Origin of the sequence: Glaciimonas soli, assembly GCF_009497155.1 — a bacterium.
GTDB lineage: Bacteria > Pseudomonadota > Gammaproteobacteria > Burkholderiales > Burkholderiaceae_D > Glaciimonas > Glaciimonas soli.
This window is the reverse complement of record NZ_WINI01000003.1, coordinates 172,802-186,101: the sequence shown is the minus strand read 5'-3', so window position 1 is coordinate 186,101 and position 13,300 is coordinate 172,802. Positions and strand designations below refer to the sequence as shown.

Sequence of the window (13,300 nt, the reverse complement as noted above, 5' to 3'; positions counted from 1 at the left end):
ATTTTTAAATGACTAAACAACTTCAAGACGCGTACATCGTTGCCGCCACTCGTACTCCTATCGGCAAGGCACCACGTGGTATGTTTAAAGGCACACGCCCGGATGATTTGTTGGTGCGTGCGATTCAAGCGGCAGTTTCACAAGTTCCTGGCCTAGATCCTAAACTGATCGAAGATGCCATCATCGGCTGCTCTTTTCCTGAAGGCGCGCAAGGCTTGAACATGGCACGTAATGCAGTGCTATTGGCAGGCTTGCCGAATACCATCGGCGGTGTCACAGTCAATCGTTATTGCGCATCGGGTATCACTGCGATTGCCATGGCGGCAGATCGGATTCGCGTTGGTCAGGCTGATGTGATGATTGCCGGTGGTGCAGAATCGATGTCGATGGTGCCAATGATGGGCTTTCATCCGTCGGTCAATATGGATGTTTTCAAAGATGAAAACATCGGTATGGCATACGGCATGGGATTGACGGCTGAGAAAGTGGCAACGCAATGGAAAATTTCGCGTGAAGCGCAAGATGCATTTGCGCTGGAGTCACACCGTCGCGCGATCGCCGGTCAACTGGCTGGCGAGTTCAAAGACGAAACCACTTCTGTCGACATCATCACGCGTTTCCCTAATTTGGCAACAGGCCAGATTGATATTGGACATCGTACCGTTGATCGTGATGAAGGCGCACGTGCAGATTCGAGCCTGGAAGGCTTGGCTAAACTGAAAGCGGTATTTGCAGCTAAAGGTAGCGTCACTGCTGGTAATAGCTCGCAAATGTCGGATGGCGCTGGTGCATTGATTTTGGTCAGCGAAAAAATTCTGAAGCAATTTAACCTGACACCACTGGCACGTTTTGCATCGTTCGCGGTACGCGGTGTGCCACCGGAAATCATGGGTATCGGCCCGAAAGAAGCGATTCCAGCAGCGTTACGTGCAGCAGGCATTACGCAAGATCAACTCGACTGGATCGAGTTGAACGAAGCATTTGCAGCACAAGCGTTGGCGGTGATTCAGGATCTCGGTTTGGATCCAGCTAAAGTCAATCCACTGGGTGGTGCGATTGCATTGGGTCATCCATTGGGTGCAACTGGCGCGATTCGTGCAGCAACGGCAATTCACGGTATCCGTCGTCGTAATCAGAAGTACGGCATGGTGACGATGTGTGTTGGTACCGGTATGGGCGCTGCGGGAATTTTTGAGCGCATGTAATTGCTTGAATTTATTTTGAAAAAAGCCGTACCGCCTATGCAGTGCGGCTTTTTTTATCTGCAGGATTTATGCAAAACTGCCCCAATGGCGTTGAACCCGCTTGCCGTCCTGTGTATGTAAGGCGGGTTTTTGCAAACGCGTTATTTGGACAGTTTTGCGTAAGTCCTGATTTGAATTTATGAGGAGTTGTAAATGGATATTTTGACCAGTAAAGAAAATGGCATATTGACGATCACCTTCAATCGCCTGGAAAAGAAAAATGCGATTACTGCGGCGATGTATCAAACCATTGCTGATGCTTTGCAAGATGCGGAAACTGACACGGCGGTGCGAGCAGTTTTATTTTTAGGGCAGCCACAGATATTTAGCGCGGGTAATGATCTGGAGGATTTCATGAAAAATCCTCCGCGCGGCAGCGACAGCCCTGTGTTCCAGTTTTTGCACGATATCAGTCATGCCAGCAAGCCGTTGGTCGCCGCAGTATCTGGTGCTGCGGTCGGTGTCGGAACGACGATGTTGTTGCATTGTGATTTGGTATACGCAGCCGATAATGCGAAGTTTTCTATGCCGTTCACACAACTGGGGTTGTGCCCGGAAGCGGCGTCCAGCTTGCTGTTGCCGCAGTTGAGTGGGTATCAGCGCGCTGCAGAGAAATTATTGCTAGGGGAAGCATTTGATGCAGCCGAGGCCCATGCAATGGGGCTGGTCAACAAAGTTTTGCCTGCAGATCAGTTGTTGGCTTTTGCTCAGGCGCAAACGGAAAAGTTAGTAGCTTTGCCGGCAGCATCTATCCGTGCATCCAAGAAGCTAATGAAAGCAGATCAAATGGCTGCAGTAGATAAGCGCATGGCGGAAGAAATTGCGCAATTTGCCAGCATGTTAACCGCTCCGGAAGCGAGAGAAGCGATGACAGCATTTTTTCAAAAACGCAAACCGGATTTCAGTCAATTTTCGTAAGGCTGATATAGTCGTTCCGGCATTAAGCAAGCATAAAAAAATCCGACACAAGATCGGATTTTTTTATGCTTGCTTAATGCACGTTACAACGAGTCTGTTACATTTTTTGCTGCACATCTTGCGCGGCATCCTGAACTTTTTGGCCGCCTGATTGTACGTCTTTACCCATGCCATTAACAGTATTGCAGGCTGATAACGCACCTAACATGCCAATTACGGCAGCAATTGCGAATAATTTTTTCATCATAATGCTCTCCTTTAGAGAGTTGGAAGAAAGCCTATCCTATCATTTAATGCCAGCACTTACTAATTGCGCATAAACCTTAACATTGTTAACCGCTCAACGTGCGAAACTGCAGCACCAGGCCCGTAATGCCATCCCACAGAATTTGTACGCCTATGCACAACAGAATAAACGCATACATGCGCATCATGACAGTGGTACCTGTGTCGCCCAGCATCCGCACTAATACGCCGGCGAAGCGGTTACTTAAATACACGGTGGCCGCAGCGATGAGGAGTGCCGTGACTGCCGCAATAAGTGTGATGGCGATTGGCGTAGACGAGTCTTTCAGGCCGGCTCCCAATGTGATGGCTACCGAGATCGAACCGGGTCCGACCGTAAACGGAAAGGTGATAGGGTAAAACGCCTTCTTGGTCACCAGCTCCGTCGTCCACAGCGATTCTGGCACGTTGGAATCTATCTTACCGGTATCTTCTGACGTTAATAATTTCCATGACATAGCAACTACAACCAAAGCACCAGCCACTTTTACTACCGGTAATGAAATGCCGAAGAAAGAGAGCACATGAGTGCCAATGAACATGCCGCCAACCAACAGGAGAAAGGCATTGACAGCCACGCGCCATGCCAGTTTGTTGCGGGTTGCCTCGGAAGCACCGAATGTGAGTGAATGAAAAATTGGCGCGTTGCCTGGCGGGTTCATAATGGGCAGCAATGCACCCAGTACAAAGAGGATGGTTTTGAGAAAAGCGAGAAAGTGATATTGCATGATGTTGAGATGTCTTTTTTGCGAAATAGAAGCTGAGCCTGGCAAAATTGCGCGCTATACCTTCTAGTCATCCCTGCATAAGGGCTTATAAGCTACTTGTGTTCGTTCCACAGACGAACAATGTATCTGCTGCGTCGTGCTACAGCTTTATTCTGCAAGTTAATCTAGATTGTTGCGGAGCAGAAGTTTACTGGGCAATTTATGATAAAAATTTAATCATCAGATTCTAGTCTGATATCTGCAACTCCCGCAAGAAAGCTTTTGCGCTGAAAAATAGAGCGTATCGCTTGATGTCACTACTGTGGTTATGTTGACACTTCAGCCCAATTTCCTTTGAATAGAATCGGACCAGTTGGCGCATTCGGATTGGGGGAGCCGCCTTTAGGTTCTAAGCTAATTGCCATTATCGTAAAATTCTTGGTGGAAATGTTTTCAGGCAGTGGCAACGTGATTGTGCCGTTCTCTGCAACTAGGCCTAGCGCACGTGGTACGCCATCTTTTGATATTGCCCACAGCTCCAGACTCTTATCGCTTGGTATCGTTTGGCTTGCCATAACTTTGACGACTAATTTCCGGGTTTGCGGATTGCCGGTGAGGACTACAGCAAGTTGCGCCTTGTCGTCTGATAGCATGGCTACGTAAGATGGCTGAGGCGAAATCTCAGTAGACGGTTTTGCCACGAGGAAAATTAGCAAGGCGGTGGCAATAGTGGTTGATATCAGACCGACATTGCGCCACAAATACAAATTGTTCCAGAACGACTTAGCTGGAGTTTTTCTCTGTTCTTGCAGTGGCAAGTTCAGCTTTGCCTGAATGTTGTCCCACACTTTAGGGGAAGGCGAAATGCCGGGAGAAAATTCAGATAATGGGTATAGACGATCTTGCCACTCGCTGACGCATTGTTCTAATAGGGCACTTTCACTTAACAAACTTTCAAAGCGTCGGCGTGCGCCGCCCTTGAGTGTGCCAAGTACATATTCGGCACTCAATTTTTCGCGCAAATCCGGATTGCGTAGAATGTTCATTTAAGCCCCAGCTTTTTCCAGGCAAAGACGTAGACGCTCTAATCCGCGTCGTATCCAGGTCTTCACCGTACCTATTGGCAACGCCATTTGTTTTGCTACTTCGCTATGTGACATATCGTGATAAAAGGCCAATGCTATTGCTTGTCGGTGCAATCCCTCCAAATAGGCAAAGCAGCGTGCCAATGCTTTCGCATCATCGCTCAGCTGCAATGATTCAATTGGTGTTGGGTCCTTACTTTCCAGCGCTTCGACAACTTGCTGATCAAAGGTGTCAGCATCAATTTCAACTACCGCATCAACGCGACGCAGCAAGTCATATGCTTTATTACGGACGATCTTCGTCATCCATGTCATGGGTGCGGCTAATTGCGGCTGATAGCTGTCGGCATGGTTCCAAATGTTGACAAAACTCTCTTGTAATACTTCTTCCGCCCACTCTTTCTTTACTAATATACGCACGGCGAAGCCAAACAGTTTTGGCGAAGTTGTGTCATATAGTAAGCGGAAGGCTTGCTCATCTTTGCAAGCGATGGCTGCTAGCAATATTTTCAGCTGTTGTGGATCATTGATAGTCAATTGGAATCCAGGTTATAGCGCGCATTATTGATAGGTACGGATAGTTCTATGCAAACTAATACACTTCTATTGAACACGATATAAAAATCATTATAGAGCCTAATATGACAACTTATGTGTCGCAGGCAACATTTGAGACTATTGAAATGCGACGGTCCATGTAACGCTTTTGCATCGATAAACAGGTTTCTAATCGCTACCTGAGCGTTGGATATGTCGCATTACGTGATTGCTTTGCCCATCAAGTGGGTCACTGAGGTAGAATGCCGCTTGAAGTAAGCCAGACAGCCGCTGGCCAGCGTTGCAATGCGTTGGCGGGAGGAAGGTCCGGACTCCATAGAGCAGGGTGACGGTTAATGGCCGTCCGCCGTGAGGCGAGGAATAGGGCCACAGAGACGAGCGTATTAAGTTACGGTGAAACGCGGTAACCTCCACTCGGAGCAATCTCAAATAGGCACGCGTTGATGTTGCTCGCGGAGCGTGCGGGTAGAGAGCTTGAGCGCTGGAGTAATTCAGCGCCTAGAGGAATGGTTGTCATAACGCGAGGGCGCAAGCCTGAGTGTCGTAACAGAATCCGGCCTATCGGCTTACTTCATCTACTTCTTTTTTTGGCATGTTGTGCATTTGTTGAATGCATAACATGCTGAGTGTCAATAAAAAAGCTTCGGCTCTCCTTAGTACTGTTCAGATAAGTTATCTTGGTTAGGCGTCACTCCGTGGTGCTGGCAATGTCGGGGGTAGCCCGACAGCTAGTCACTTTTTCTTGCTTCGCCAAGAAAAGTAAGCAAAAGAAGGGCGGGAGCACTGCTCCTGCCAGAGTCGTCACTCGTCAAAGATGAGTGTTCCCCAAATGTGCCAACTGTCATTCGGGAGGAAAGACCAACTCGCTGCGCTCAGACATGTCTTCCCTCTTTTTCCGAATGACAGTTGGCACATTTGGCAACGTCCAATGCGAAATTCAAAATCAACGTCAACGTCAAAAAACAGTAGCCTTGGCGGCGCTAATTTATTTTGTGTCCTCTGAATCCGGTTTTGAAACAGCCTCGTATATGACTGTGCAGGCTCCCAAAACTCTATAGGACTTACACAAAACTGCCCCATCAGCGTTACTCCTCCTCGCCGTGTCGTCGCACTGTCTTCGTCGTCGCGCCTTGCCGGGACAATTTTGTGTAAGTCCTACTAAATCTCAAAGGAATGATCATGCGCAAACTTAGCTATGTTTTGACTTTATCTGCCGCTTTGCTAGCAGCCAATATCGCTTATGCAGAAAATACTGTAATGGTCGGTGGACAAAGCATGTATCCCAGCAAGGACATCATCGATAACGCAGTCAATTCGGCCGATCACACCACCTTGGTTGCTGCTGTAAAAGCAGCCGGTTTGGTGCAAACCTTGAAAGGCAAAGGCCCGTTTACTGTATTTGCACCGACTAATGCTGCTTTTTCCAAACTGCCAGCTGGTACGGTGGAGACTTTGCTTAAACCTGAAAATAAAGCAACGTTGACCAAAATTCTGACTTATCACGTGGTACCAGGTCGCTATGATTTTGCAGCGCTGGAAACAGCGATCAGAAAAGATAATGGAAAAGCTGAACTGCCAACTGCCAGTGGCGGCATGCTGACTTTTTCACAAAACGGCCTGCGCAATATTTATGTGACAGATGATGGTGGACATGTTGCGAATATCAGCACTTACGATGTATTTCAATCGAACGGGGTGATTAATGTGATTGATACTGTGTTGCTGCCTAAATAACACAGCAAAACAACACGACATAGAACTCCCGGTTTTTATCGTGAAGGATGAAGGCGACGTTATTTTTGACGTCGCTTTTTTTTTTCGTTACGACAGATTGGATAACGTTTACGTTAACGTCAATTATTGCTATTCTCTAGCCAGCCCTTCGTCCGCTCACAAAGCAGGCGCAAAAATAGTTAAATATCAATTAAAACTGGAGACAAGCCACCATGGATTTCGAATTATCAGAAGAGCAACGCGCATTTCAGCAGACGGCGCGTGATTTTGCGATTGGTGAGTTGATGCCCCATGCGGCACGCTGGGACGCTGAGGGATTTTTCCCGGTGAATGTGATCAAGCGTGCGGCTGAGTTAGGTTTTTGCGGGTTGTATTCTCCGGAAGAATTTGGCGGTCTGGGATTGTCTCGTTTGGATTCATCCATCATTTTTGAAGAACTGGCACGAGGCTGTACGTCGACCGCTGCGTATTTGACAATACACAATATGGTGAGCTGGATGATTGCCAATTGGGCGACACCAGCAGTCAAAGAGCATTGGTGCAAACAGCTAACCGCGGGGCATAAATTAGGTTCCTATTGCCTGACTGAACCCGGCTCTGGTTCCGATGCTGCCTCTCTTAAAACCAGCGCGGTGCTAATTAATGGCGAATACGTCATCAACGGCACCAAGGCATTTATCTCCGGCGCGGGTGCCACTGATGTTTTGGTGCTGATGGCACGCACTGGCGGCGATGGTGCAAATGGCGTTTCGGCATTTGTCGTACCTGCTGATGCGCCTGGGATTAGCTATGGTCGTGAAGAAGAAAAAATGGGTTGGAAAAGTCAGCCGACGCGTAGCATTAATTTTGATAATGTGCGGATTCCGGCGGATCATTTATTAGGTAATGAAGGCGAAGGCTTCCGGATGGCGATGCGCGGTCTGGATGGCGGTCGTATTAACATCGCCACTTGTTCGGTCGGAACCGCACAGGCCGCGTTGGATGCGGCGCACGCCTACATGAGCCAGCGTCATCAATTCAAGCGGCCACTGTCGGATTTCCAAGCGCTGCAATTTAAGCTCGCAGATATGCAGACTGAATTAGTCGCTGCACGTCAAATGGTGCGTTTGGCGGCGCATAAGTTGGACACCAAATCTCCGAATGCAACCACCTACTGCGCAATGGCTAAACGCTTTGCGACCGATATCGGTTTTCAGGTGTGTAATGAAGCCCTGCAAATTCACGGCGGGAATGGGTATATTCGTGAGTACCCGCTCGAGAGGCATTTCCGCGACGTGCGCGTACATCAGATTCTGGAAGGTACGAATGAAATTATGCGCGTCATCATTGCACGCCAATTATTGAATAATGCATCGAACGAGGATATTCGATGACTGACGTTTTCACATCCGCACCGACCGTAGTAAGCGCACCAGTATTGTTTGAAGAGTTAACTGCGGCAAATGGTAAACGCATCGGGGTTGCAACCTTGAATGCAGAAAAAAGTTTGAACGCACTATCGCTGGAAATGGTGGACTTTCTTGACCCGCAAATGCGACGCTGGGAGGACGATCCGCAGATAGCGATGGTGCTGTTGCAGGCGGCCGGCGAAAAAGCATTTTGCGCCGGCGGTGATTTACAACAGTTGTATCGCACGATGGTGGCGCAGCATCAATTAGATGATAGCGAAAACATTCTTAACTATCGCTATGCGGGGGAATTTTTTGAGCGCGAATATCGTCTCGATTATTTGATTCACACTTTCCCTAAGCCCATGCTGGTGTGGGGACATGGCATTGTAATGGGTGGCGGCGTTGGTTTGATGGCGGGTGCGAGCCACCGCGTGGTGACGGAAAAAACCCGATTGGCGATGCCTGAAATTGCGATCGGTTTGTATGCCGATGTTGGCGGCACCTGGTTTCTCAATCGCATGCCGGGTCATGCCGGTTTGTTCCTGGCATTGACCGGCGTGACCATCAACGCGACCGACGCCGTCTTTGCCAAAGTGGCGGACGTGCAAATCAATCAGTCGGACAAGGCGCAGGTGATGGAAGCGTTGTTGTCACAAGAATGGGACGGCGCGTCGGATGATGTTTTGTTGACGCGTGTATTGCAAACCTATGCGCAAAAGTCGACGCCAGCCCCGTCAGTATTAAGCGGGCACCTGAATGCCATCAATCAGCTATGCAGTGCGCCTACTTTTGTCGAGATCGTGAACGCGATTGTTGATGTAAAGAGCGATGATGTCTGGCTGCAAAAAGCCGCTGCTGGCTTGGCTGCTGGCAGTCCCGGCTCCGCTTATTTGTCATATGCATTGCAGAAGCGCGCGCGTCATATGTCATTGGCAGAAATATTCCGTCTGGAATATGGCGTGTCTTTGCATTGCTGCGCACGAGCCGACTTTGCCGAAGGTATTCGCGCATTGATCATCGATAAGGATAAGCAGCCTAAATGGTTGCATGCGACTGCGGCAGAAGTGGGGCATGAATGGCTTAACGGGTTTTTCCAGAGCCCCTGGTCGAATGAAAATCATCCGCTGGCGGATTTGCGCTGACGCTCATAGGGCTTGCCAGTCTTCACTTTGCGCAAGCCTGATATATCCAATATCAGATGTTTGTTATATGTAATATGTTGCGGCCAGCAACATTCTCAACGGCGTTCGCATAGAATCGCATGTCCGCAAATGGCAACGATGTATTGCGCGCTGGCGCTTTTTGCATTTGCTCCACTCAACAGTATTGGTATTGCCGTCGGTCAAGAATAGACATTTTATTATTCTTGATAACCGGCATAATTACCCTTTATACTTCAAAGGTTTTAGCTGGTGTGGGTGGACGAGATCTATGGAATGAAGACTGGCTATATGGGGATATTCTTCTGCGCATGCAAGAGGAATAGCGAAAAAAATAGCAGTTGCCGAATTCGACAAGACCTATGACTAGCGTTCAATTTAATAAAAAAAGTAGTGCGAAGTGTAATGCGCAGTTGAATTCGAAAATGGAAATGGAGGCAGCATTGATTTGGGCGCGACTCAGCTTGTTTGGCTGAGTGATTAGTTGTTGTTCGCCGCGTAAATCAAAGTCTGGTGGTTGATAAAAATATAATTTTGGGCTTTTGGGGTAATCATGAAATATGCGAAGCGCCTTATGTCGTTGATGCTTGGAGCGCTGTCTTTGGCTGCGTTGCCGGCCTGGGCAGTGAAAGATAGTGTTGGCGGTCCCGCAGTACTGCAAATGAATTTTCAACCACCTGTGACAGAAATTGCACAACAGATTTACGATCTCCATACCTGGATGTTGATTATCTGTCTGGTGATTTTTATTGCCGTTTTCGGCGTCATGTTTTATTCCATTCTCAGGCACCGTAAGTCGCTTGGTCATAAATCAGCCAGTTTCCACGAGAGTACCGCAGTGGAAATCGCCTGGACCGTAATACCTTTTCTGATCGTCATTGGCATGGCCTTGCCAGCGACCAAAACCGTGGTGGCGATGAAAGATACATCGAACTCGGATATCACCATCAAAGCTACCGGCATGCAATGGAAGTGGGGCTACGATTACCTTAAAGGTGAGGGCGAGGGAATTTCTTTCCTGTCCAACCTATCGACGCCGCATGAGCAGATCAATGATTCCAGCATTCCCAAAGACGACAACTATTTGATCGAAGTCGACAATGATGTCGTGGTTCCGGTCAATAAGAAAATCCGCATCATTACGACAGCTAATGACGTGATTCACTCATGGGGTGTTCCCGCTTTTGGCGTCAAGCAAGATGCGATTCCTGGTTTTGTGCGTGATACCTGGTTCAAAGCTGAAAAAATTGGTATTTATCGCGGTCAATGCGTTGAGCTGTGCGGTAAAGATCACGCCTTTATGCCTATCGTGGTGAGAGTTGTCAGTGATGCTGACTACACCGCTTGGGTCAATCAAAAGAAAAAAGAAATGGCAGCGAGCGCCGATGATCCAAATAAAGTCTGGACCATTGATGAACTGAAAACGCGCGGCGAAAAAGTCTATAGCACTAACTGCGTAGCTTGCCATCAGGCCACAGGTAAAGGTATTCCAGGGGCATTCCCTGCGCTGGATGGTGATCCAGTTGTGAATGGTCCGCGCGCAGCGCAAATCCACACTGTGCTGGAAGGTAAAACTGACGGCGCCATGCAGATGCCTGCATGGAAGGCTGTATTGTCGGATACCGATATCGCTGCGGTGATTACTTATACCCGCAATAGCTGGTCTAACAAGGCTACAGAAAACATTGTCCAACCGGCTGAAGTGCTGGCTGCGCGTAAGTAATTTAGGAGATTGAGAAGATGAGCACAACAGCAGTCGATCTGGCACACGATCACGATCACTCTCACGACGACCACGCGCACGACCATCCAACCGGTTGGCGTCGTTGGTTGTTCGCGACCAATCATAAAGATATTGGTACTTTGTATTTGTGGTTTTCGTTCACCATGCTGCTTTCAGGCGGTGTGTTGGCATTAATGATTCGTACCGAATTATTCCAGCCGGGCTTACAGTTTTTCAGACCGGAATTTTTTAACCAACTGACCACCATGCACGGCATTATCATGGTGTTCGGTGCGATCATGCCGGCGTTTGTCGGCTTTGCGAACTGGATGATTCCACTGCAAATCGGCGCATCGGATATGGCTTTTGCCCGGATGAATAACTTTTCATTCTGGTTGATGCCGCCGGCGGCGATTCTATTGTTAACGTCGTTCCTGGCTCCAGGCGGTGCCACTGCTGCAGGCTGGACTTTATACGCGCCATTGTCCACTCAAATGGGACCTGGTATGGATATGGCGATTTTCGCGATTCATATCATGGGCGCATCGTCGATCATGGGTTCGATTAATATCATCACCACGATATTGAATATGCGTGCGCCAGGCATGACGTTGATGAAGATGCCTATGTTCTGCTGGACATGGTTGATTACTGCCTATTTGTTGATCGCCGTGATGCCAGTTTTGGCAGGTGCGATTACCATGACATTGACCGATCGCCATTTCGGTACATCATTCTTTAATGCTGCTGGTGGCGGCGACCCAGTGATGTATCAACACATTTTCTGGTTCTTCGGTCATCCAGAGGTGTACATCATGATTCTGCCGGCATTCGGCATTATTTCGCAGATCATTCCTACCTTCGCACGCAAGCAATTGTTTGGTTATGCTTCGATGGTGTACGCAACGGCCTCGATTGCGATTCTGTCATTCATCGTTTGGGCGCATCACATGTTCACCACTGGTATGCCAGTGACTGCACAGTTGTTCTTCATGTATGCAACCTTGTTGATCGCGGTACCGACCGGCGTCAAGGTTTTCAACTGGATTGCGACAATGTGGCGTGGTTCTATGACGTTTGAAACACCAATGTTGTTTGCGATTGGCTTCATTTTCGTATTCACCATGGGCGGTTTCACGGGTTTGATTTTGGCGGTCACGCCGATTGATATTCAGATGCAGGATACTTATTACGTGGTGGCGCATTTCCACTACGTATTGGTCGCCGGTTCCCTGTTTGGTTTGTTTGGTGGTTACTATTACTGGAGCCCTAAATGGACTGGCTTCATGTACAACGAAGCACGCGGGAAATTCCATTTTTGGGCGTCATTGATCACGTTTAATATCACCTTCTTCCCGATGCACTTTTTGGGATTGGCGGGGATGCCACGCCGTATTGCTGATTATCCAGCGCAGTTTACCGACTTCAATATGATTGTCTCAATCGGTGCGTTTGGTTTCGGACTGAGTCAGGTGTTCTTCTTGTTCTTTGTTGTGATCCCTTCGATCAAAGGCGGCAAAAAAGCGCCTATGAAACCATGGGATGGCGCCGAAGGTTTAGAGTGGACAGTGCCAAGCCCTGCGCCATTTCACACGTTTGAAGTCCCACCAACAGTTAAATAGAGGAAGGGCGGGCTGCAGTTTTTAAGCAACCCCGCATAACCGTTTATACGTCGTTGCTCTTGCCTTGCCGTACTATCGTACTGTCTGCGCCGGGGTGCCTAGTCTAAACAGTTATAGGGAATCACTTTTTGCAGCTCGTTGATTTTCATTATGTCAGATCCAAAAAAACCGAATAATTTGCGCACGGCGTTGCTGTTGGCTTCGATTGCCCTGGCGTTTTTTGTTGGGATATTTGTTAATCGTTTGTGGTTTCACTGATTGGTGGATGAAATGGCTGGCTCTAATTTAAGCGATGGCAATTCACCAGGCAAAAGTGCTGAAAGCAAGTTGAATCGTCAAATGCTCGGCAAGTTAATAGTGATTGCAGTATTGATGTTTGGTTTTGGCTATGCGTTGGTTCCGCTGTATAAAAAGCTCTGCGAAATAACCAATATTAATTTCCTTACGCCAAAAGATTCCTCGATAGTTGCACCAGTAAATAGCCAAATCGACAAAACGCGAACTATTACTGTAGAGTTTGATGGTAATTCGCAAGGCCCATGGCGTTTTCGCCCGGCAGTGAGCAGTATGCAAGTGCATCCCGGCGAAATGAAGCAAGTGCTTTACGAAGTGGTCAACAAGCAATCGCGTACCATGGAAGCACAAGCGATTCCAAGCTACATGCCGCAACGTGCAGAAGAGTATTTCAAAAAAGTAGAATGTTTTTGCTTTACGCAGCAGACTTTGGCGCCGAATCAGGCGAAAGAATTCCCAGTGGTTTTCTTTGTCGATCCAGCTATTCCAAAAGATATAAAAGAAATCACCTTGTCGTACACATTTTTTGAAATTACCAAGCCGTCGATAGCGAACCCGGTTAAAGGAATTTAACACCGC

At 48.1% G+C, this 13,300-nt stretch carries 13 protein-coding genes and 1 other RNA gene; 10 read left to right on the top strand and 4 right to left on the bottom strand.

Features of this window, described 5'->3' with window-relative positions:
* Positions 1 to 8 precede the first annotated feature (8 nt).
* Together GEV47_RS06985 and GEV47_RS06980 are read left to right on the top strand one after the other, a co-directional pair.
* Positions 9 to 1,205, top strand: coding sequence for an acetyl-CoA C-acyltransferase (locus GEV47_RS06985; RefSeq protein ID WP_153234018.1), 1,197 nt, complete (start codon positions 9 to 11; stop codon positions 1,203 to 1,205).
* A gap of 192 nt (positions 1,206 to 1,397) precedes the next feature.
* Positions 1,398 to 2,162, top strand: a complete 765-nt coding sequence (locus GEV47_RS06980) for an enoyl-CoA hydratase (RefSeq protein ID WP_153234017.1) — start codon at positions 1,398 to 1,400, stop codon at positions 2,160 to 2,162.
* A 97-nt stretch (positions 2,163 to 2,259) separates the two neighbouring features.
* Here the strand turns inward: GEV47_RS06980 and GEV47_RS06975 are convergent, their stop codons facing one another.
* The 4 genes from GEV47_RS06975 to GEV47_RS06960 form a co-directional block, all read right to left on the bottom strand.
* Positions 2,260 to 2,409, bottom strand: a complete 150-nt coding sequence (locus GEV47_RS06975) for an entericidin A/B family lipoprotein (RefSeq protein WP_407646208.1) — start codon at positions 2,407 to 2,409, stop codon at positions 2,260 to 2,262.
* 85 nt (positions 2,410 to 2,494) lie between these two features.
* The gene (locus GEV47_RS06970) at positions 2,495 to 3,175 is read right to left on the bottom strand and encodes a MarC family protein (RefSeq protein ID WP_153234016.1); all 681 of its coding nucleotides are present in this window, start codon (positions 3,173 to 3,175) and stop codon (positions 2,495 to 2,497) included.
* 305 nt (positions 3,176 to 3,480) lie between these two features.
* Complete coding sequence (locus GEV47_RS06965) at positions 3,481 to 4,200, bottom strand: anti-sigma factor (RefSeq protein ID WP_153234015.1); 720 nt, start codon at positions 4,198 to 4,200, stop codon at positions 3,481 to 3,483.
* Complete coding sequence (locus GEV47_RS06960) at positions 4,201 to 4,776, bottom strand: sigma-70 family RNA polymerase sigma factor (protein WP_153234014.1); 576 nt, start codon at positions 4,774 to 4,776, stop codon at positions 4,201 to 4,203.
* A gap of 272 nt (positions 4,777 to 5,048) precedes the next feature.
* On the opposite strand from GEV47_RS06960, the gene rnpB reads away from it, so the two are divergent.
* From rnpB to GEV47_RS06925, 8 genes are all read left to right on the top strand, one after another.
* Positions 5,049 to 5,374, top strand: an RNA gene (gene rnpB, locus GEV47_RS06955) — RNase P RNA component class A.
* A 602-nt stretch (positions 5,375 to 5,976) separates the two neighbouring features.
* Positions 5,977 to 6,531, top strand: coding sequence for a fasciclin domain-containing protein (locus GEV47_RS06950; RefSeq protein ID WP_153234013.1), 555 nt, complete (start codon positions 5,977 to 5,979; stop codon positions 6,529 to 6,531).
* A 212-nt stretch (positions 6,532 to 6,743) separates the two neighbouring features.
* Positions 6,744 to 7,904: an acyl-CoA dehydrogenase family protein gene (locus tag GEV47_RS06945; protein WP_153234012.1), complete on the top strand. Its 1,161-nt coding sequence runs from the start codon at positions 6,744 to 6,746 to the stop codon at positions 7,902 to 7,904.
* On the top strand, positions 7,901 to 9,064 hold the full coding sequence (locus tag GEV47_RS06940) for an enoyl-CoA hydratase/isomerase family protein (RefSeq protein ID WP_153234011.1): 1,164 nt from the start codon (positions 7,901 to 7,903) through the stop codon (positions 9,062 to 9,064). Before GEV47_RS06945 ends, GEV47_RS06940 begins: the two co-directional genes overlap by 4 nt.
* A 571-nt stretch (positions 9,065 to 9,635) precedes the next feature.
* Complete coding sequence (gene coxB / locus GEV47_RS06935) at positions 9,636 to 10,805, top strand: cytochrome c oxidase subunit II (RefSeq protein WP_153234010.1); 1,170 nt, start codon at positions 9,636 to 9,638, stop codon at positions 10,803 to 10,805.
* A gap of 17 nt (positions 10,806 to 10,822) precedes the next feature.
* Positions 10,823 to 12,427 (top strand): cytochrome c oxidase subunit I, encoded by a 1,605-nt coding sequence (ctaD, locus tag GEV47_RS06930; RefSeq protein WP_153234009.1) that lies wholly within the window; start codon positions 10,823 to 10,825, stop codon positions 12,425 to 12,427.
* Positions 12,428 to 12,577: 150 nt separating this feature from the next.
* Positions 12,578 to 12,685, top strand: a complete 108-nt coding sequence (locus tag GEV47_RS19510; protein WP_228124607.1) for a cytochrome oxidase small assembly protein — start codon at positions 12,578 to 12,580, stop codon at positions 12,683 to 12,685.
* A gap of 12 nt (positions 12,686 to 12,697) precedes the next feature.
* On the top strand, positions 12,698 to 13,294 hold the full coding sequence (locus tag GEV47_RS06925) for a cytochrome c oxidase assembly protein (RefSeq protein ID WP_153234008.1): 597 nt from the start codon (positions 12,698 to 12,700) through the stop codon (positions 13,292 to 13,294).
* The last annotated feature ends 6 nt before the right edge of the window (positions 13,295 to 13,300 follow it).

Excerpts from the sequence above, each read along its gene's own strand:
- GEV47_RS06965 (WP_153234015.1), bottom strand. The coding sequence starts at position 4,200 with ATGAACATTCTACGCAATCCGGATTTGCGCGAAAAATTGAGTGCCGAA.
- GEV47_RS06925 (WP_153234008.1), top strand. The coding sequence starts at position 12,698 with ATGGCTGGCTCTAATTTAAGCGATGGCAATTCACCAGGCAAAAGTGCT.
- GEV47_RS06975 (WP_407646208.1), bottom strand. The coding sequence starts at position 2,409 with ATGATGAAAAAATTATTCGCAATTGCTGCCGTAATTGGCATGTTAGGT.
- GEV47_RS06985 (WP_153234018.1), top strand. The coding sequence starts at position 9 with ATGACTAAACAACTTCAAGACGCGTACATCGTTGCCGCCACTCGTACT.
- GEV47_RS06980 (WP_153234017.1), top strand. The coding sequence starts at position 1,398 with ATGGATATTTTGACCAGTAAAGAAAATGGCATATTGACGATCACCTTC.
- GEV47_RS06970 (WP_153234016.1), bottom strand. The coding sequence starts at position 3,175 with ATGCAATATCACTTTCTCGCTTTTCTCAAAACCATCCTCTTTGTACTG.
- GEV47_RS19510 (WP_228124607.1), top strand. The coding sequence starts at position 12,578 with ATGTCAGATCCAAAAAAACCGAATAATTTGCGCACGGCGTTGCTGTTG.
- coxB (WP_153234010.1), top strand. The coding sequence starts at position 9,636 with ATGAAATATGCGAAGCGCCTTATGTCGTTGATGCTTGGAGCGCTGTCT.
- ctaD (WP_153234009.1), top strand. The coding sequence starts at position 10,823 with ATGAGCACAACAGCAGTCGATCTGGCACACGATCACGATCACTCTCAC.
- GEV47_RS06950 (WP_153234013.1), top strand. The coding sequence starts at position 5,977 with ATGCGCAAACTTAGCTATGTTTTGACTTTATCTGCCGCTTTGCTAGCA.
- GEV47_RS06945 (WP_153234012.1), top strand. The coding sequence starts at position 6,744 with ATGGATTTCGAATTATCAGAAGAGCAACGCGCATTTCAGCAGACGGCG.
- GEV47_RS06940 (WP_153234011.1), top strand. The coding sequence starts at position 7,901 with ATGACTGACGTTTTCACATCCGCACCGACCGTAGTAAGCGCACCAGTA.